We start from the raw sequence: 19,067 nt of genomic DNA on the forward strand, positions 1-19,067 counted from the left end.
TAAAACACAAACACCCGCTTAACGCGGGTGTTTTTAATTTGGAATGAAAAAGCCGAATTATTCCACTTCGTCCATTTTGCCAAGTAGTGCACGAATGCGCTCTTGCCATTGTGCGTGCTCTTGCTGTGCTTGTTGTGCTTTTTGCTCTAGCTCTTCACGTTGAGAGCGAAGCTCGTTAGCTTCTTCCGCAAGTTTAGCTTTATCTTCTTTCAGCTCTTCGACTTCCATCTGAAGAAGAGTGATTGTGTCAACTGCAGTTTGAATTTTAGATTCTAGTTGTTCTAGTACTTCAAAAGACATCTTGGCCTACCTATGTTATTCCGTTGGGACGATGTGCGAGATTGATGCACACCTAACCTATATAAGGTTCATTCTACTCAGCGTCGCGATGAGAAACACTCACTATATTCGATATTTTGCATCATTCGGTCAAAAAATCAGCGCAATCTCACTAAACGCTGACTTTTCTTGTCGCCGAAGCATTTTTGAGCAAGGATTTTGCGTCCCGCTACGCTGAAAGTCGCCCTAAGTATTGATCAAATTCAAGTTAGATAAAGTAAAAGCCTCGCAAAAAGGCAAACGTTTACCCGACCTTGTGATAGAATCGCCGCGCAAATTCTTCTTCCCTCTTGCTTACTTGGAGACATCATGAAACGCGATTTAGCAATGGCATTTTCCCGTGTGACTGAAGGTGCAGCTCTGGCTGGTTACAAATGGCTTGGCCGTGGCGATAAAAACGCAGCCGATGGCGCAGCTGTTGAAGTTATGCGCACGCTACTGAATAAAACAGATATCAGTGGTGAAATTGTCATTGGTGAAGGTGAAATCGATGATGCGCCAATGCTGTACATTGGTGAGCAAGTTGGTATTGGTGGTGATGAAGTGGATATTGCAGTCGACCCGATTGAAGGGACGCGTATGACGGCAATGGGACAATCGAACGCACTAGCCGTACTTGCCGCAGGTGAGAAAGGCAGCTTTCTTAAAGCGCCAGATATGTACATGGAAAAACTGGTTGTTGGCCCTGGCGCAAAAGGCGTAATTGACTTAGAGAAGCCGTTAAAAGAAAACCTAGAGAACGTAGCAAAAGCCCTGAACAAGCCACTTGATACCCTAGTCGTTATTACCCTTGCGAAACCTCGCCACGATGACATTATTGCAGCAATGCAAGCAATGGGTGTACGTGTCTTTGCGGTGCCTGATGGAGACGTGGCTGCCTCTATTCTGACTTGTATGCCAGACAGTGAAGTGGACATGATGTACTGTATTGGCGGCGCGCCAGAAGGGGTAGTATCAGCAGCGGTAATTCGAGCGCTAGATGGTGACATGCATGGTCGTCTGCTTCCTCGTCACGAAGTAAAAGGCGATACTGAAGAAAACCGCATTTACGGTGCAGATGAACTAAAACGCTGCGATGAAATGGGCGTAAAAGCGAATGTTGTCCTCAAAATGGAAGACATGGCTCGTAGCGACAATGTGGTATTTTCAGCAACAGGCATTACTAAAGGTGACTTGCTAGAAGGCATCTCTCGCCAAGGCAATATTGCAACCACAGAAACGCTGCTCGTGCGTGGTCGATGCCGAACTATTCGTCGCATTAAGTCGACTCACTACCTAGATCGTAAAGATCCAGAAGTGCGTGATATTATTCTTTAAGCATTTCTCGAGGCTCTCGCTCAATCTGAGTGTGAGCCTTTCTTTTCGCACAACCGGACAATAGATTCTGAATCACACTCGTTTCTCACTGTTCAGAGTGTATATATTGGTTCGCATAAAGATAGCACCTACAAAGCCACACTCAAATTAAGTCAACACTTTTCTTTACTAACCCTATCGCGCATAATATCTACTGACGTATAAATGGTGGGTATATGAAGACCGTAGATAGGATATTGCAAATCGTTAAGCGTGATGGTTCCGTCACTGCAAAACAACTCTCCTCTGAGCTAGGTATGACAACCATGGGGGCTCGTCAGCACCTGCAAGGTTTAGAAGATGATGGCATTCTTTCTATCCATGACGTAAAAGTAAAAGTTGGTCGCCCTGCTCGTCATTGGTCTCTCACTCAAAAAGGTCATGAGCAATTTGCTGACCGTCACGGTGAGTTGACCATTCAGTTTATAGAAGCTGTCGAACATATCTTTGGCAAAGATGGACTGGAAAAAGTCACATCAGAAAGGGAAAAACTCACGTTACAAAGTTATCGTCAGCATCTTAAGCAATGCGACTCTCTGCAAAGCAAACTAGAAACACTCGTCACATTAAGAGAGCAAGAAGGCTATATGGCAGAGCTCGAGAAAGATGAGAACGGATTCATCTTGATCGAAAATCACTGTCCGATTTGTAAAGCCGCAACTCGCTGCCCAAGCTTGTGCCAATCAGAATTAAGTGTCTTTCAGTCTTTACTTGGACGTGACACCAAAGTAGAGCGTACCGAACACATCATTAGTGGCCAAAGACGCTGCGTTTACCGCATCCAACAACTGCAGTAACCACCACAACCAAACATCGACATGCCGCACTTATTCAATCTCAAGCTTGAAAGCTACTCTTATAAGTGAGACGGCTGAAGAATTCATCCTCTCTCCTCTTTCTAGTGGTATAGGCTTTTAGTAACTAAAGGCAATTTCCATAAGGATTTGGAGAGCATCGATGTCTAATCTACGTCATATCCCATCACAAACGCTTCCTCCATTCGATGAAATGGTTCGAATGGCAGAGCGAGACCCAGAAGCTTTTGAGCAATTTCGTCATGAGATGGCGAAAGAGATGATCGAGAGCGCATCAGAAAATATGAAAGAAAGATTGTGGGCTCAACAAAGCCACATTGATAGAGTCATTAGCACGTGTAAAAACCCTCATCACACCAATGTGGTATTGATGAACGAGTTGCAAAAACAGGTCGTAAAGTTCAAAGCAGCGCTACAAGGGGAAGCGGCACCGACTCAAAAAGCGGATGTGATTAGCTTAAATACGTTTAAAGATAGGGATGATTTTTACTAAAAGGCAGGAATAAGACTCTAGAACCCTAGAGTCTTATTCCAAAACATAGAGCTATACTTATTCCGGCTCAGGGCCATATTGGTTTGGTCCTGATGTCCCCTTTAAGAAACCACATTCAATTAGAATCCATAAACCACAAATCAGAGAAATGGAAGCGACGAACATCTGTGGGGTCGACGGCTCTTGCGCGGCAGGGCTAGTCATTGGCGTGGCAATTCGTCCTATAATCAACGGAATATTCAGTGCTAGCCAATAGATCGATTTGTTGCGGTCATGCCAACGCTTGGTGGTGATCGCCAAATCAGGGATCAACAGGACCACCAAGAAAATAGGAAGAAGCACATAAGAGAGAGTAGGAAGCAGTAGGCTGATACCGGCACCAAAGCCTAGAATGGACACATAGTAAATTACGTTCCAAATCCAGTAGGTTTTACGGTCTATACGTCCTTGAAAAGAAAACAGTAACTCTTTAGTCGACATCAAATTTACCCCAAAGTAGAAAGGTTATAGATTAGCCGAGTCGATATAGTTTGGAAAGGACACCGATAACTTGGGTGCCCACAACGTCCTTATAACAAGCAGAGCCAGGCTGAGAATTCGTAACAATAACCCCTCGCTGTTCTCGAGCAATCCAGCACCACCTAGTTCACTACCTTTTGGAAGCTATCTATATCCATGTCTCGGATATTGACCGTTAAACTGTGCACGTGACTAGCTTGCTCTTGAAGAGTCGCCATCAAGGCTCGTGACAGTTCTCGCTTTTGTTCTTGGGAGCGACCAGATAACAAATCAAAGTTGATATGGATAAAGTCGAGGCTATCACCCTCCTCTCCTATTAACCAATTGTGGCACCGGAGCGTTCTAGATTTCACAGACGCGAGTTCAAAAAGGCCACTATCTAACGCAGCTTTATGTAAGTCTTCCAGCAAACCTTGTACATTGACTCGCTCTTCCACTGAGTTCGAATACTCTAAAACTAAGTTTGGCATTTTGATTCCTTTCTACAACATAATAAATTCAGTGCGTAGTAATACCAATCTAGCCAGTAATTTCCGAGGAATGAACTATCATTCTGTCTACGCGATCACCAATCGATTGCTTTTGATAAAAATAACAGAACAACTTCGACTCCAGACGGAGAAAGAAAGCCACATAAGACATGATACCAATCATGATCTGTTCCTATTATTCTGTTATATTGCTACGTAGATTTTTTACATTAATAGACTATTTACATTAAAAATAAGGGAGATATTCCTATGCGTCGTCCTGTAGTGATGGGTAACTGGAAACTAAACGGCAGCAAAGCAATGGTAACTGAGCTGCTAACTGGTCTTAACGCTGAGCTTGAAGGCGTTGAAGGTGTTGACGTAGCAGTAGCTCCACCTGCACTTTACCTAGATCTGGCTGAGCGTCTAATTATTGAGGGCGGTAACAAGATCATCCTAGGTGCTCAAAACACTGACCTAAATAACAGCGGTGCTTTCACTGGCGACATGTCTCCAGAAATGCTGAAAGACTTCGGTGCTTCTCACATCATCATCGGTCACTCAGAGCGTCGTGAATACCACAACGAATCTGACGAGTTCATCGCTAAGAAATTCAACTTCCTAAAAGAAAACGGTCTAACTCCTGTTTTCTGTATCGGTGAATCTGAAGCTCAAAACGAAGCTGGCGAAACTGAAGCTGTATGCGCACGCCAAATCAACGCAGTTATCGACACTTACGGTGTTGAAGCTCTAAACGGCGCAATCATCGCTTACGAACCAATCTGGGCTATCGGTACTGGTAAAGCAGCAACAGCTGAAGATGCACAACGCATCCACGCTTCTATCCGCGCACTAATCGCAGCGAAAGACGAAGCAGTTGCAGCACAAGTAATCATCCAATACGGTGGTTCTGTTAAGCCAGAAAACGCTGAAGCTTACTTCTCACAACCAGACATCGACGGCGCTCTCGTTGGCGGTGCTTCTCTAGACGCGAAAAGTTTCGCAGCAATCGCTAAAGCAGCGGCTAAAGCAAAAGCGTAATCTCGTTTTTACTCTCAGTAAAAATAACAAAGGGGTGCATCATGCATCCCTTTTTGTTTGCCTGAGAACTACCCTGTGAATTCTGTCACTCTAAAAAACGTATGTGACATTAGAAACCTTATCCCTCTGCACATCCAACATGGAGGGCACATTCTTGGTTCCGCTTACGTAGAATTCAAACTCCCCAATCATGAAATCATCGTGTTTTCCGGTGATCTAGGTCCGTCCAATACCCCGCTCTTACCCGATCCAAAACCTCCAAAGCGTGCCGACTATCTGTTCATAGAGTCCACATACGGCAACAAAGAACATGAAGACATTGCCACTCGAACTGAGCGCTTGAACGCCATTATCGATCACGCACTGCAAGACGGTGGTGTTATTCTGATCCCAGCTTTCAGCGTAGGACGTACACAGGAACTGTTATTCGATATTGAGCAACTGATTCACCAACGCGACTTGTCGTCTTCTTTGCCAATTACCCTAGACTCACCGCTTGCGAAAAGAGTCACGAAGACCTACCGCCGTTTCAAAAAACTGTGGGGAAAAGAAGCAAAGCAAAAGCTCAACAATCATCGTCATCCCCTCGCCTTTGAACAATGCATTACTGTAGAAAGCCATCGAGAACATCAAGCACTAGTGAATCGACTAGCCTCCACCGATGAGCCTGCGATTGTCGTCGCTGCATCCGGTATGTGCGAAGGAGGAAGAATCGTCAATTACTTAAAAGCACTCTTACCAGACAAAAGAAATGATGTGTTGTTTGCGGGTTATCAAGCGCAAGGAACTTTAGGGCGAGAAATCCAATCAGGCAGCCACACGGTGGATATCGATAACCAACCAATCGAAGCCAACGCACAGATCCATACCATCTCTGGATACTCTGCACACACAGACCAAAGCGATTTATTGAAGTTTGTTATTGGTATTCCAGCACAACCAAAAGCCGTGTATTTGATACATGGAGAGAAAGAAGCAAAAAGTGAGTTAGGAGAGAAGTTGGAAGCAGAGTGGATTAAGGTGGTTTATTAAACTAATATCTGCCGACATTAGAACGATACAACCTCGTTCTTACTTATTGTTAATGAGTTAGAACAGCATAAGAATATGAATATCCACGTGCTTTAACTAAGCTTTGTACGTCAGAAAGCCATGTTAAAGCACGTTAGTAACGAGACTGAACAACTATGCAGGTTCAACAACCTTTACGGTTGGTGTTTTAGCAAGCTCAGCACTAGACGCTTTTTTGTATAGGTTCTCGTAGCAATAGTTTGTCGCCTCGATGTAACCTTCAACGCTACCGCAGTCAAAACGCTGACCTTTAAACTTGTAAGCGATAACACAACCAGATTGCGCTTGTTGCATCAATGCGTCAGTAATTTGGATTTCTCCACCTTTGCCTGGTTCCGTATTTTCGATAAGATCAAAAATATCTGGCGTTAAGATATAGCGACCAATAATTGCTAAGTTACTTGGTGCTGTGCCTGGTTCTGGCTTTTCTACCATATTATCAATTCGGAAGATGTCATCTTTGATCATCTCTCCAGCAATCACACCATACTTATGGGTCTCAGTTTCTGGAACTTCTTGAACCGCAACAATAGAACAACGGAACTGCTTGTAAAGCTCAACCATTTGCGCTAATACGCCCTGCTCTTCATTCACACAAAGGTCATCTGCTAGTACAACAGCAAATGGCTCATCACCCACCAACTCACGACCAGTCAAGATAGCATGACCAAGACCTTTCATCTCACGTTGACGGATGTATGTGTAACTCGCTGAATCAATCAAAGAACGGATATCGTCCAACAGTGCTTCTTTGCTTGTTCCTGAAATTTGATGCTCCAACTCATAGTTTTTATCGAAGTGGTCCATCAAAGAGTGCTTACCACGACCAGTGACAATGCACATGCCATCCATGCCCGCTTCTATCGCTTCCTCAACACCATATTCAATCAATGGTTTGTTGACAACCGGCATCATTTCTTTCGGCATAGATTTTGTTGCAGGTAGGAAGCGGGTACCATAACCTGCTGCAGGAAATAGACATTTTTTAATCATTTGAGTATTAACCTAGCTATCATAAAAAACGAGGCTTTCGCCTCGTTTGGTATTTATTTGTTGTAGAAATCTTTATACCAAGACACGAACTCAGCAACGCCCTCTTTGACCGTTACCTGTGGCTTGTAACCTGTTATAGCAAAAAGATCTTCTGTTTCTGCGTAGGTTTGATAAACATCACCTGGTTGCATCTCACGGAAGTTTTTCTTCGCTTCGATACCAAGCTCATCTTCAATCGCTTTAACAAAGTCCATAAGATTGATTGGAGAGCCGTGACCAATGTTGTAAACCGCGTAAGGCGCAGAACTGTTTGCCGGAGTCCCCCCCTCAACCGTCCAGTCATCATTGCGAACTGGAAGTACGTCGGCAATACGAACTACACCTTCAACAATGTCGTCGACGTGGGTGAAATCACGCCACATATCGCCATTATTGTTGATATCAATAGTGTCACCATCAAGAATCTTCTTCGTGAAAATAAATGGTGCCATATCAGGTCGGCCCCAAGAGCCATAGACAGTAAAGAAACGAAGACCTGTCGTTGGAATATCGTATAAGTGAGAGTAGCTATGAGCCATCAACTCGTTAGACTTTTTCGTTGCTGCATAAAGTGATACTGGATGGTCAACACTATCTGAAGTGGCAAAAGGAACTTTTGCATTAAGCCCATACACAGAGCTCGAAGATGCATAGACTAGATGGCTTACTTTGTTTTGACGGCATCCCTCAAGGATGTTTAAGTGTCCAACTAAGTTTGAATCTGCATAAGCATGTGGGTTCTCTAATGAGTAGCGAACACCAGCTTGGGCAGCTAGGTGAATAACTCGATCGAATTTTTCTGCTGCGAACAACTGCTCCATTGCTGCACGATCAGCAATGTCTACATTAACAAACTTAAACAGTGGGTTTTCAATGCGTTCTAATCGGGCATATTTTAAATTAACGTCGTAGTAGTCATTAAGGTTGTCTATCCCGACGACCTCATGTCCTGCTGCATTAAGTTTTTCTGCCGTCGCACTGCCAATGAAACCTGCAGCGCCAGTCACTAAATATTTCATATTCTTGAGCCCTAATGAAAGAAAAAGCCAGTCAATGACGACTGGCCCTCAGGATTAAAAACTTATCAATCACTACCAAAGAGATCTCGAGTGTATACTTTATCTGTAACATCAGCGAGTTCTTCTACCATACGGTTAGAGACTATCACATCCGCTTCTTTCTTAAATTCAGCGAGATCTTTGATTACACGTGAATGGAAAAACTCTTCTTCTTGAAGTACTGGTTCGTATACCACGACCTCAATACCTTTCGCTTTGATGCGCTTCATAATACCTTGAATAGAAGATGCTCGGAAATTATCTGAGCCAGCTTTCATTATAAGACGGTACACACCAACGACTTTTGGCTGACGCTTCATAATTGAGTCTGCGATGAAATCTTTACGAGTGCGGTTTGCATCCACAATGGCACCAATAATGTTGTTTGGTACTTCCTGATAGTTCGCAAGCAACTGCTTAGTATCTTTAGGAAGGCAGTAACCACCGTAACCAAATGATGGGTTGTTGTAGTGGCTGCCAATGCGAGGGTCTAACCCCACACCTTCAATGATCTGGCGAGCATCCAAACCGTGCGCTTCCGCATAAGAGTCTAGTTCGTTGAAGTACGCGACACGCATAGCAAGGTAAGTGTTAGAAAATAGCTTAACGGCTTCCGCCTCTGTTGAGTCAGTAAAGAGCACTTGAATATCTTCTTTTACTGCGCCTTCAACTAGCAAACCGGCAAACATCTCTGCACGCTCGCTACGCTCACCTACGATAATACGAGATGGATGCAAGTTATCATAGAGCGCTTTACCTTCACGAAGGAACTCTGGAGAAAAAATGACGTTCTCACAGTTCAATTCCTCTTTTATACGCGCGGTATAACCCACAGGCACAGTGGATTTAATTACCATTACCGCGTCTGAGTTGATTGCCATCACATCTTTAATGACCGCCTCAACTGAAGAAGTATTAAAATAGTTGGTTTGCGGGTCGTAATCCGTAGGGGTTGCAATCACCACATATTCAGCATCTTGGTATGCTTGTGCTTTATCTAAGGTAGCAACAAAATTTAGTGTTTTCGTCGCAAGAAAGTGTTCAATTTCAGCATCCACAATAGGTGATTGCTTATTGTTTAACATTTCCACTTTTTCTTCAATGATGTCTACAGCAACCACTTCATGATTTTGAGCTAACAACATAGCGTTAGAAAGCCCAACATAGCCGGTCCCCGCAACTGCGATTTTCATGGATTAATCCTTCATTTTATTTTTGCTAAAGAATATCAGAATTTGGGATAAAGGTCATAGGGTTGTTAGGGCCTAAATCCTAGGTGGAACATGTTGGAAGCTTGTGCATTTCATTATGTAATTAGAGATACTTTGGAATACCGAATACGGGGCGCTTCGTATTCTGATGAAGTGACGACGTTGGTCGCTTTCAAGGTATTATGATTTGCATTAGCATAAAATCTAAACAGAGAGACACAATGACAACCATCATCTTCGACCTTGCTAGTGTTATCCATCACGGTGGTAAACATACTGAGACGGGATCTTGCCATGATGCTAAAGCTTTCTCTCGGAAGTATTTTGGTTGGTTGTCGGCTTTTCCAAGGAAAGGATATTCAGTTTGGTGGGCGTGATGCTTCACTGAATATTGAGTTCTCAATAAGACAGGTGAAAGCCCTAGTATCGACCCATGCGCATATTGACCATATTGGGCGCTTGCCTTGGTTGCTTGCTACTAGCTTTAAAAGCCCTATCTATTGCACCAAGGCAACAGCTGAGTTAGTACCGTTAATGTTGGAAGATGGACTAAAACTGCAACTTGGGCTCAATTACTTCAGCATCAAAAGGTACTCAATGTTATCAAAGAACAACTCAAGCCCTGCAACGACCAACAATGGCTGCCCTTAGGTAAACAGCACTATTTGCGCTTTCAACCTGCTAGCCATATTCTTAGTTCTGCATGTGTGGAGTTCAAACTGCCCAATAGTGAAGTGATTGCCTTCTCAGGGGATCTTGGCCCTAGTAATACACCATTACTGCCCGATCATAAATCACCAAAACAAGCCGACTATTTGTTTAGTAAATCCACTTATGGGAACAAACAACATGATAATGTTTTTACACGTACTCCACGCTTAAACTATATTATTGATCATGCACTTAAAGACGATAGTGTGCTCCTTATTCCTACGTTCAGCGTTGGGAGAACTCAAGAACTGCTTTTTGATATCGAACAGTTGATTCACCAGTGTGACTTGCACTCCTCTCTAGCTTATATTTTAGACTCTCTCCTCGCTAAGCAAGTCACCAAAACCTATCGACACTTTAAAAAGCTCTAGAGCACAGAGGCAAAAAACAAACTGCATCATCAACGCCACCCTCTCACTTGAGCAATGCATTACGGTGGATAAATACCGAGAACATCAAGCGTTAGTGAACCGCCTTGCCTCAACGGATGAACCTGCTATTGTCGTTGCGGCATCTGGCATGTGTGAGGGCGGCCGCATTGTTAACTATTTAGAAGCGCTATTACCCGACGAAAAAATGATGTGCTGTTTGCAGGCTATCAAGCAAAAGACATTAGGGCGAGCGATTAAGCAAAGAGACCCAGCGATATCCATTGATGAACAGCGTATTCTAGAGAATGCTCAAGTACACACCATGTCTGGCTGCTCGGGCCATGCAGGCCGAGCGGATTTGCTGCGTTGTATTTTAGGCATAACAAACCGAAAGCCGTGCACTTGATTCATGGAGAAAACAGTGCGAAGCGGGAGTTGATTGAGCAGAGTGGGGATAAGGTTATTGATTGATAGCGTTTTAGGTTTCTGGGGCCTAGAGGGAGTTTGTTGGTAGTTCATCGGTTTTCAAGGGCTCTGGTGGTAGTTGCGAGATACGGAATTTTAACGCTGCCGTTTCAAATTACCATTGAACATCGTCTTTCTAGCGAGCGTTAGCGAGACTAGGAATCTTATAACCACACATTGATAAGTTACTACTTTCAACGCATCGAGAGCGAATATTCTTGCAGTCTATTTCATCACTATTGGCGCTGACTTTAGCACGAGAAATACCGTCTGAGTAAGATAGCTTTCAACTATATGATGAGAATAGCGTAAAGACTCACAGCCGTGTTACAAATCCGATCTTTTGGAATGGTTGCATTTAGGCTAGAATCATCGCGTTATAACTAAAATTAATTTGTTGGCAGTTTATGTTTCTAGAGCTTAGTTTTATCTTCTTTTCTTCTTTTGCCACGCTTTTCTTAATGCGTAAAGTTGCAAAAAAAATCGGTTTGGTCGATAAACCGAATGCGAGGAAGCTTCATGATGGTGCTGTGCCGTTAGTTGGCGGCATTTCAATCTGTTTAGTTCTCGCACAGTACCTAACATTTAAACCTGATACGATTGAACACAGTTGGTTATACCTGTTGTGTATTTGTACCTTGACTGTTATCGGTGCCATTGACGATAAGGTCGATCTTAGTTTTAAAATCCGCATGGGTGTTCAAGCTCTGCTTTCTATTGTGATGATGAAAGTCGCAGGCATTGAGCTACATAGCCTTGGAGATATGTTCGGCTTAGGCCAGATATCTCTTGGTTGGCTCGGCACCATTATTACCATTTTTGCAGTCATTGGCGCTATCAATGCATTTAATATGGTGGATGGCATTGATGGCTTGCTTGGTGGCTTGTCCATTGTCACCCTTGGCGCGTTAGCTTATTTGTTGCAAGTGGATAGCCAACACGGAGCCGCGTACCTATGCATCGTGATTATCGTAGCGATGCTACCTTACATTTTTATGAACTTAGGGATTTTAGGCCGAGAACGAAAGGTTTTTATGGGGGATGCGGGGAGCATGATGATTGGCTTTACCGTGATTTGGTTATTGCTTGGTGTTAGCCAGAGGGAACAAACTGAACCAATAATGCGCCCAGTCACTGCATTATGGTTAATTGCTCTACCTTTAATGGACATGACAGCGATCATGATCCGTCGAGTGCGACGCGGAGACTCACCATTTAAGCCGGATCGAGAACACTTACACCATATCTTCCAGCGTTTAGGGCTGGGACCAAGACAAACCTTAGTCGCAATATGCACCATTGCGTTAGCATTCGCCTCTTTTGGTATTTACGGAGAAACAACCAACGTCCCGGAAGTAGTGATGTTCGGTTTATTTATTGCTTGCTTCTTTGGTTATGCAATCTTACTTGCCTACATTTGGCGCATCACAAGCTTCCTGCGTAGCAAAACTAATAAAAGCGCCCAAGAGCATGGATCTAATGCGTCCTAATTCAAGTAACTGGACCTAACAACTCTCAAGTGGTTATGCCCAGTTAATCCTACCAGTAGAATCACTTCGATACCCTCTCTCATGAGCATTTCCCCTCACGCGTAACCAAGTAACGTCAAGGGCCTTGGTTACGCGAAAATGATTTGGTTTACAAACGAAACAACCATTTCAAAATCTAGAGGTTCTAAACCAAAAATCGTTTTCACAGAGTGTGCGACAACTAGTTACCCGTCTCTGATCCTGTATAGAACCAAAAGACTAATCAATCGATTCACTGATATTATTCAGAAAAAACCACAAAGTAAAAATGCCAGCCATCCTAACTAACTGGCATTCTTAGTCGAAAAGTCCCCTATCCTTATGAAGCAGTAGCGCTTTAAATAACATTCGCTTTTCTGTCATTAAACTTACACAATCTAATTAGGTTCAAAAAGCATATGATAAAGTTGGTAATTGGTGGCGTTTGACATTTTTTCGTTAAAGTGATTGCTGTCACGTAAAATAAATTCGTTGTTTATCTCAGTCAAACATCGCCCTTTATCACACAAAAGTTGATGCGTATCTATCAAATTAATTTCTTGGCTTGCCTTGCGAACAACCTCTTTCCAAACAGGATCCGTACGATTAAATACTTTATCAACTGGTAGCCCCAGCCTTATATCAAAACCACATCCCTTAAACATAAGATCAGACTCGATAGAGAACAAGCATGCAACTGGATCACCATCAAATGATGGGATATCCCTTAAAAAATCAATCTCATAATCACTAGAAAGAAGAAGTTCGTTCACATTGCTCATCAAAGACTCGACGTCGCCAATGTCTTTTCTATGTAAACGATAAGCAAAAATTATTTTATCAACGTCAAAGTGCTCAACTAAGCTTTGAAATGAACTCCATCTTTCATTCAATACATCTGGCTGCATTGACACTCGGTATATCGTGCCCTTATCACCAGATTTATAAATTGGGAGAATATGACGAGAATGGCTATCACCAACGATTAGCGTAACCCCTTCTTCGACGCCACGAGAGATTGTGAAAACCTTAATATCTTGATAGATTTCTTGCGACAAGAAATACTCACTATCCGTCATCGCCTCAACCGATGTATAGTTGGATAATGATTCAGGGGTGCGATATGAGGCACCATTCGTAATTACAATAGCAAATACTATAATGAAAGAGAACACTGAACATATATTACCAAACGCTCGCCTCTTCTCAAGAAAATGATATGAAAAAACTCCAACAAAAACACTTGTAATAAGTAAAACGATAGACTCAAAAATTCCTATATGAGCATTTCTAAGATAAATACGTTCGAAAGCTATTATTGGCCAGTGCCAAATATATATCGAGTAACTCCAATCCCCAAGCCTATGAAACAATGAGTTAACTACATTAAATGGTGTTATATCCGATTTCATCAAAATCAAAGGCATGACTATAAAAGGCAACAGGATAATGGCATAGTTTGGCCAGATTTTCTGTACTACATCATCCCAATAGAAGTAATAAGCGAGAAGGAAAGATACTATAGAGACCAATAGTAACCTTTTATCTGAACACATAATTCTTTCTCTCTCAATAGATACAGTGAAAGAGAGAAAGAATAAAAACATTCTAGGGATAGGATCCAAATAGTTTATCGAGGAAAATGTTAATGACCACAGCAAATATGCTAAAGAAAAAATAGTAACTATCATCGAGAATAGTTTCATTTTTTCTCTTGGAAACACAAGTAATGCTAAGAACACCAAGATATAAGCAAGAAACTCATTACCTAATGACCAGGTATGCAGAAGAGGTTGGTATATAGACTCTTGATCAAAATAGCCAGTATTAAAAACAAAATAAAATTGACTCGAAAAAAGCAAAGAACTTAAGGATGACAGAGCTAAATTATAATACTCTCCTGGTAGTAACAACACATAGCCAAATATTAGCGATGTAATAACCACCGCAGACATGGCTGGTAGGAGTCGCTTGATACGAGCTTGAATAAAGCCTACTGCGTCATACTTTGGCAAAATTAATGGCATCAAAAAGCCAGATATCAGAAAAAAGATATCCACACCCAAATATCCAAACTTAAAAGCTTCGATATCCAAATGAAATAGGAGAACAAGGAGAACCGATACTCCTCTGAGAATTTGAATATTTCTATTAATCACAGCAAGACTCTTAATAACCACTAAAGAGAGAAAAGATTTATATAGTTTTAGCGAAACTTAGAGTAAACCCATTTTTTAACCATCACAGGTGACAATCTCAAAGTAAACAACACAAAGCTAAATAAGTAATTATTTATAGACCTTAATTCCAACTCCCTAATTGCATAAATCCTTGCGTTAAAGTCATTCTTTGCTTTATTAACACCTCGTCGAGAATGAAACTTGTCATCAATCCGAAATTTAAGCAATGGCTCGTTAATATTAGCAAGTTTGAGGCCAGATTTTATAGCATCAATCCACAAATAATAGTCCTGAGTGTTTTGTAATTCATCTTTATATTTGAGGTTATGCTCTTCAAACACATCTATTCTAAACATGACTGAAGGATGATTAAATGGACAACGCTTCACTATGTTATTGACTAAAGAGTAGTGTTCACTAGGCATCTTCTTATAAAAGTCAACGGATCCATCTTCAGAAAACTCTATGACATCCGAACCGACAATTGAAATATCAGTATTCGAGTTAAGAAACCCTACTTGTTTATCAAAACGTGTCGGGCAAGAAATATCATCAGCATCCATTCTAGCAACAAAGTTATAATCTTTAGTTTTTAAAACCTTATCAATGATCTGGTTAAGCCTAAATGCTAACCCCAAATTCTTTTCGTTGAAATTAACAAAAACATTGACCTCATCATGCAGTAATGACAAGTACTCTCTCACTTCATCACTGACAGGGCCATCTACTTCGATGTACAGATCAAAATTAGTATACGTTTGTGAAAGAATACTTTGTACTGCCTGTTGTAAAAAACACAATTTATCAGTTTTATACACTGACATTGCTACAGCTAACTTATCCATGAGAACCTAATAATCTAATAGAAGATTTTTAATACTATTTTTATCCATACCATTTACGTACAAATATCCACATAAGTTCAGCAACTCAAGCATAGCTCGCTTCCTAACGGAGTTTGGAAGATATCCGGAGACTAAAATTCTTTTATAAACATCATAATCGACAAACTCATCAATCCAACTTTTAATAACATCTAGGTCAATATCAAAAAACAAGTCAATGCCTCGCTTTTCTTGCTCCCATTCTAATTCTGACTTTAAGAGTTTTCTCAGGCATATTTTATTAACAAGCCTATCAAAATCATATTTCTCTTGACTAGGGAGGTTAAAACAATAAGAAGCAAGAGTTGGATCTGTCCATGGATAAAGGATTTCCGCACCAAAAGAGTGCGCCGCAGATTTGGTTTTTCCAATCATACACTGATGATCATGAAAGTTGCCCCGAGAAAATGCTCTAAAATCTACAAATTCAGACGTTGACCTACTTGGTATCCGTGAAAAGTATTTATTAATATCTAATGCATGATTAAATGAATAAAAACATGCAAGAGCCGATAGATCTCCCTGAGCCTCCGCAGGAGATCTTAAATACCACTTTAACCAATTCATACTTTCAGGAACGTACTTCCAAAGTTTTAGCTTTGATAATTTGAAAGCTCTAAGTTGTGATTTTGAAGGCAAATAACCCAAGTATTCATCATTACCCAAACCATCAATGAACTGACATGAAGTAGGTTCAAGTTCATTATTTTTAAAAAAAATCTTAATTGCAAAAACAAAAAACAAAAAGCCCTGATCTAGAACTGGGTTATCCATTTCTCTGCAAGCGTTTAGGAACGTTTCTTTATCATACTCTTTAAATATTTGTTCTACGTCGACAAAATAAGGTGTGTGTCCAAGTTCAAGTGCTTTTTGTTGAACAAAATCACGTAGACTGTGATCTCCATTTCTAAGCAACGTTAATGTTTTACACTTAATTTTCATCTTCGATAAAGCAATAGCTAATGACATCGAATCTTTACCATCGCTTAGTAAAATGACCACTTCTTTTGAGGGATCAATTTCTTTACTAAAAACGCGAATCATTTCATCTAGAAGTAAACTAGGGTCTGAGCTTACGTTATTTTTCTTTAGTCGCTCTGAATAAGGATAAGCTTCAAAATGAGTTAAACCTAAACTTCCCAAATTATTAAGATTCTGGCCTTTAATCTCTCTTGGACAAATCATATGTTTTGCAAAGGTATGCATTTCTTCGATAGAAAAAACGTGTCTACTATTCTTCATAAATCTCTCTAATTACGACTATACTCGTTCTTAATCCTATTTAACTTTACATATTTCATTGATTAACCTAAACCAAAGATAATAGTTTCTTCATAAAAGTTGCTGGAATAAACATAAGAACTAGTGATTTTAAATTTGGTTTATATATAAATGACTTGGTAGCATACGAAAACTTGGTAACGTTTGATTGAGATGACAGCGCAACTTTGAAGTATAAGCGAGAAAGAAATCTACGGGTTGCCTTATGTTTATTAAATAAACAAGCGTATTTAGAGAGCAAGTATTCCCCGGCTATTAAAAACCTCTCATATTTAGAGCTAATTTGCTGGCCATCAATATGTATCGTATATAATACGCCTGCTTTGTCATCATGACGAAATTCACAGACAGAGGCCATTCGTATCCAAAGGTCGTAATCCTGCATACAGGCCAAAGATTCGTCAAACCCGTCGACCTGGTAAAAAAATGATTTTTTAACGCCAACTCTCGAAGTAGAACCAACGATGTTTCCGACCGCCAGTAAATCATGTTCATAGCATTCGACAGTTTTTGGCATTACGGTTCGTGTCACTAAGCCTAACTGATTACTCTTGACTATTTGAATGCCAGTATAAACAAGGCCAACGTTAGGTGACTCTTGAAACTTCATCAACCGACTTTCAAATGAGTCACTACTCACGGCATCGTCGTCATCCAGAAAGAAAACGATCTCTTTCTTAGATAAAGACACCCCAAGGTTTCTGCAATAATTTGCCCCTTTGGAGTCATCGTGATTAACAATTGTAAGATCTATATTTAATGATGAGTATGACGATACATCGAGCTTTTCTCCGCCATCATTAATGACCACAACATCATAAGGAAGAATAGTTGAGTGCGCTATACTCTCTAAACATCGGAGTAAATAAGTTGGTCTGTCTTTAGTTGTTACGACTACTGAATACATTAGTATCTCATTATAATGCTTTTCAAAAAAGGTTAGATCGAAGTTTCTAAAAAATTTATTACTATTTCATTCCCCATAAAATAAATGAAGATAAGGATGCCCGGCTTTATATGATATTTAAGCCATCTCCTAGACAAAACCAATAAACTCTACTTCGCTTTAATTCAATAAATCTTTTCGTTAAAAAATAGCTATCATTGATACGTTTATTTTTCTATAGGTTTCTAATTAATTAAGAAAGAACTATAAGGAAACAAATGATGAGTGTCAGTTGATAAATACCTGAAAAATATCATTGTATAAATCGCAGCAAACGAAAGCGCCATAATTATACGACTTTTTCCTCTAAACAGATGAAATATAGTTATAGATATCGCTATTGGAATAAATATTGTGTAGTAATGGAGAACCCTCGTAATTACACTAAAGCCGTAGAGTACATTTGACAACACTAGCGACACTAATGATAGTTTTACAATTAAAAGATTATTCTTATTTTGATCGTAGTTTTTTGCCATGCTTTTATATGCAATAATTACTAGCAGTATTGAACATTGTATAAAAATACCTCTTACACCGATCCCACCACCACTTGATGAATACAACACCTCGTTATGAAGAAGGTTGATGTATATGCTAGGGACAACGCTTGAAAGTTGATCAATAAAACTGAGTAACAATCCTTTTTTGATAAAAAATATAAATGAAATTATCCACGCAAAAAGTATATATGAATAATTAAATCTTAAATTAAAAACAAAATACGCAGGAATGAAAACAATTGCAGAGTAGTGAAATGCACTAGCCATTAGAACAAAAAGTAAAAACTTCACTAACTCTCTACTTAAAATGTATTTTGTAGAGAACAATATTATTGCTACAGCTATCGACTGTCTTGCTATATTATGAAAAGCAAAAAACTGTCCGCTAGAAATAAAAACTAACCAAGCTAACATAACCGATGGGCTATACTTGTACACAAAATAGGAAAAGGAAAACATTACAAACAATGATATAAATAACAACATAATTGATGCATCATGAAACCATAATCCAAACAACTTATTTATAAACACAAAGCCTGGCTCTAGTTTGTTAACAAAATAGTGCTCCGGTCTATTGTTTGCGAGATAGTAAAGCCAGTAATATTCTTCTGTATCTACGCCTACATGAATACCTCTCATACCCATGATCAAACTAGAAACAGCAAAAAACATACAAGATGATACGAATTTTGTTTTTTTGTTACAGTCAGGGGCTAGAAAGAATAGTAATGAAAGCAAGAATATGTAAACAATCATATGTATTATCTTAATTACAATCGAACTTTAGACAGCATTTATAACTGTTAAAGC

At 40.4% G+C, this 19,067-nt stretch carries 17 protein-coding genes and 1 pseudogene; 7 read left to right on the forward strand and 11 right to left on the reverse strand.

What is annotated here, in order from left to right; all coding sequences use genetic code 11:
• Positions 1-57: 57 nt before the first annotated feature.
• A complete protein-coding gene (gene zapB, locus R8O11_RS01370) occupies positions 58-300 on the reverse strand; it encodes a cell division protein ZapB (protein WP_005379536.1) in 243 nt (80 codons plus the stop codon).
• Positions 301-648: 348 nt separating this feature from the next.
• Here zapB and glpX point away from each other — a divergent pair, with 348 nt between their 5' ends.
• The 3 genes from glpX to R8O11_RS01385 all read left to right on the forward strand — a co-directional run bounded on the left by glpX (position 649) and on the right by R8O11_RS01385 (position 3,003).
• The gene (gene glpX, locus R8O11_RS01375; RefSeq protein ID WP_265571231.1) at positions 649-1,656 is read left to right on the forward strand and encodes a class II fructose-bisphosphatase; all 1,008 of its coding nucleotides are present in this window, start codon (positions 649-651) and stop codon (positions 1,654-1,656) included.
• Positions 1,657-1,871: 215 nt separating this feature from the next.
• On the forward strand, positions 1,872-2,492 hold the full coding sequence (locus R8O11_RS01380; protein WP_140367216.1) for a helix-turn-helix transcriptional regulator: 621 nt from the start codon (positions 1,872-1,874) through the stop codon (positions 2,490-2,492).
• Positions 2,493-2,652: 160 nt separating this feature from the next.
• Entirely contained in the window at positions 2,653-3,003 is a 351-nt protein-coding gene (locus R8O11_RS01385) for a DUF3135 domain-containing protein (protein WP_258646863.1), read from the forward strand.
• 57 nt (positions 3,004-3,060) lie between these two features.
• Here R8O11_RS01385 and R8O11_RS01390 read toward each other — a convergent pair whose 3' ends face one another.
• Together R8O11_RS01390 and R8O11_RS01395 are read right to left on the reverse strand one after the other, a co-directional pair.
• Positions 3,061-3,483 (reverse strand): DUF805 domain-containing protein, encoded by a 423-nt coding sequence (locus tag R8O11_RS01390; protein WP_258646864.1) that lies wholly within the window; start codon positions 3,481-3,483, stop codon positions 3,061-3,063.
• 161 nt (positions 3,484-3,644) lie between these two features.
• Complete coding sequence (locus tag R8O11_RS01395; protein WP_017635986.1) at positions 3,645-3,992, reverse strand: 5-carboxymethyl-2-hydroxymuconate Delta-isomerase; 348 nt, start codon at positions 3,990-3,992, stop codon at positions 3,645-3,647.
• A gap of 270 nt (positions 3,993-4,262) precedes the next feature.
• Between R8O11_RS01395 and tpiA the strand changes: the two genes are divergently transcribed.
• Together tpiA and R8O11_RS01405 are read left to right on the forward strand one after the other, a co-directional pair.
• Positions 4,263-5,033 (forward strand): triose-phosphate isomerase, encoded by a 771-nt coding sequence (tpiA, locus tag R8O11_RS01400; protein ID WP_318193850.1) that lies wholly within the window; start codon positions 4,263-4,265, stop codon positions 5,031-5,033.
• A gap of 45 nt (positions 5,034-5,078) precedes the next feature.
• The gene (locus R8O11_RS01405; RefSeq protein ID WP_226083794.1) at positions 5,079-6,065 is read left to right on the forward strand and encodes an MBL fold metallo-hydrolase RNA specificity domain-containing protein; all 987 of its coding nucleotides are present in this window, start codon (positions 5,079-5,081) and stop codon (positions 6,063-6,065) included.
• Positions 6,066-6,218: 153 nt separating this feature from the next.
• Here the strand turns inward: R8O11_RS01405 and galU are convergent, their stop codons facing one another.
• From galU to R8O11_RS01420, 3 genes are all read right to left on the reverse strand, one after another.
• The gene (gene galU, locus R8O11_RS01410; RefSeq protein ID WP_226083747.1) at positions 6,219-7,097 is read right to left on the reverse strand and encodes a UTP--glucose-1-phosphate uridylyltransferase GalU; all 879 of its coding nucleotides are present in this window, start codon (positions 7,095-7,097) and stop codon (positions 6,219-6,221) included.
• Between the two features lie 53 nt (positions 7,098-7,150).
• Positions 7,151-8,155, reverse strand: a complete 1,005-nt coding sequence (locus R8O11_RS01415; protein WP_226083749.1) for an NAD-dependent epimerase — start codon at positions 8,153-8,155, stop codon at positions 7,151-7,153.
• Between the two features lie 65 nt (positions 8,156-8,220).
• Complete coding sequence (locus R8O11_RS01420) at positions 8,221-9,387, reverse strand: nucleotide sugar dehydrogenase (RefSeq protein WP_226083750.1); 1,167 nt, start codon at positions 9,385-9,387, stop codon at positions 8,221-8,223.
• Positions 9,388-9,626: 239 nt separating this feature from the next.
• Here R8O11_RS01420 and R8O11_RS01425 point away from each other — a divergent pair.
• Positions 9,627-10,958 (forward strand): annotated as a pseudogene (locus R8O11_RS01425) (MBL fold metallo-hydrolase RNA specificity domain-containing protein).
• A 401-nt stretch (positions 10,959-11,359) separates the two neighbouring features.
• Positions 11,360-12,442, forward strand: a complete 1,083-nt coding sequence (gene wecA, locus R8O11_RS01430) for a UDP-N-acetylglucosamine--undecaprenyl-phosphate N-acetylglucosaminephosphotransferase (RefSeq protein ID WP_318193851.1) — start codon at positions 11,360-11,362, stop codon at positions 12,440-12,442.
• Positions 12,443-12,858: 416 nt separating this feature from the next.
• Here wecA and R8O11_RS01435 read toward each other — a convergent pair whose 3' ends face one another.
• The 5 genes from R8O11_RS01435 to R8O11_RS01455 form a co-directional block, all read right to left on the reverse strand.
• On the reverse strand, positions 12,859-14,619 hold the full coding sequence (locus R8O11_RS01435) for an acyltransferase family protein (protein WP_318193852.1): 1,761 nt from the start codon (positions 14,617-14,619) through the stop codon (positions 12,859-12,861).
• Positions 14,620-14,666: 47 nt separating this feature from the next.
• Positions 14,667-15,485, reverse strand: a complete 819-nt coding sequence (locus R8O11_RS01440; RefSeq protein WP_318193853.1) for a glycosyltransferase — start codon at positions 15,483-15,485, stop codon at positions 14,667-14,669.
• Positions 15,486-15,491: 6 nt separating this feature from the next.
• Positions 15,492-16,766 carry a hypothetical protein gene (locus tag R8O11_RS01445; protein WP_318193854.1) on the reverse strand — a complete coding sequence of 425 codons (1,275 nt, stop codon included), beginning with the start codon at positions 16,764-16,766 and terminating at the stop codon, positions 15,492-15,494.
• Between the two features lie 67 nt (positions 16,767-16,833).
• A complete protein-coding gene (locus R8O11_RS01450) occupies positions 16,834-17,712 on the reverse strand; it encodes a glycosyltransferase family A protein (protein ID WP_318193855.1) in 879 nt (292 codons plus the stop codon).
• Positions 17,713-17,936: 224 nt separating this feature from the next.
• Entirely contained in the window at positions 17,937-19,013 is a 1,077-nt protein-coding gene (locus R8O11_RS01455; protein ID WP_318193856.1) for an EpsG family protein, read from the reverse strand.
• Between the last annotated feature and the right edge of the window lie 54 nt (positions 19,014-19,067).

It is taken from the genome of Vibrio sp. 1288 (genome assembly GCF_033344475.1).

Bases quoted from the DNA above. Each gene is read 5' to 3' on its own strand.
- R8O11_RS01415 (WP_226083749.1), bottom strand. From the start codon at position 8,155: ATGAAATATTTAGTGACTGGCGCTGCAGGTTTCATTGGCAGTGCGACG.
- R8O11_RS01420 (WP_226083750.1), bottom strand. From the start codon at position 9,387: ATGAAAATCGCAGTTGCGGGGACCGGCTATGTTGGGCTTTCTAACGCT.
- zapB (WP_005379536.1), bottom strand. From the start codon at position 300: ATGTCTTTTGAAGTACTAGAACAACTAGAATCTAAAATTCAAACTGCA.
- R8O11_RS01395 (WP_017635986.1), bottom strand. From the start codon at position 3,992: ATGCCAAACTTAGTTTTAGAGTATTCGAACTCAGTGGAAGAGCGAGTC.
- galU (WP_226083747.1), bottom strand. From the start codon at position 7,097: ATGATTAAAAAATGTCTATTTCCTGCAGCAGGTTATGGTACCCGCTTC.
- R8O11_RS01380 (WP_140367216.1), top strand. From the start codon at position 1,872: ATGAAGACCGTAGATAGGATATTGCAAATCGTTAAGCGTGATGGTTCC.
- tpiA (WP_318193850.1), top strand. From the start codon at position 4,263: ATGCGTCGTCCTGTAGTGATGGGTAACTGGAAACTAAACGGCAGCAAA.
- R8O11_RS01385 (WP_258646863.1), top strand. From the start codon at position 2,653: ATGTCTAATCTACGTCATATCCCATCACAAACGCTTCCTCCATTCGAT.
- R8O11_RS01445 (WP_318193854.1), bottom strand. From the start codon at position 16,766: ATGAAGAATAGTAGACACGTTTTTTCTATCGAAGAAATGCATACCTTT.
- R8O11_RS01455 (WP_318193856.1), bottom strand. From the start codon at position 19,013: ATGATTGTTTACATATTCTTGCTTTCATTACTATTCTTTCTAGCCCCT.
- R8O11_RS01440 (WP_318193853.1), bottom strand. From the start codon at position 15,485: ATGGATAAGTTAGCTGTAGCAATGTCAGTGTATAAAACTGATAAATTG.
- glpX (WP_265571231.1), top strand. From the start codon at position 649: ATGAAACGCGATTTAGCAATGGCATTTTCCCGTGTGACTGAAGGTGCA.
- R8O11_RS01390 (WP_258646864.1), bottom strand. From the start codon at position 3,483: ATGTCGACTAAAGAGTTACTGTTTTCTTTTCAAGGACGTATAGACCGT.
- wecA (WP_318193851.1), top strand. From the start codon at position 11,360: ATGTTTCTAGAGCTTAGTTTTATCTTCTTTTCTTCTTTTGCCACGCTT.
- R8O11_RS01450 (WP_318193855.1), bottom strand. From the start codon at position 17,712: ATGTATTCAGTAGTCGTAACAACTAAAGACAGACCAACTTATTTACTC.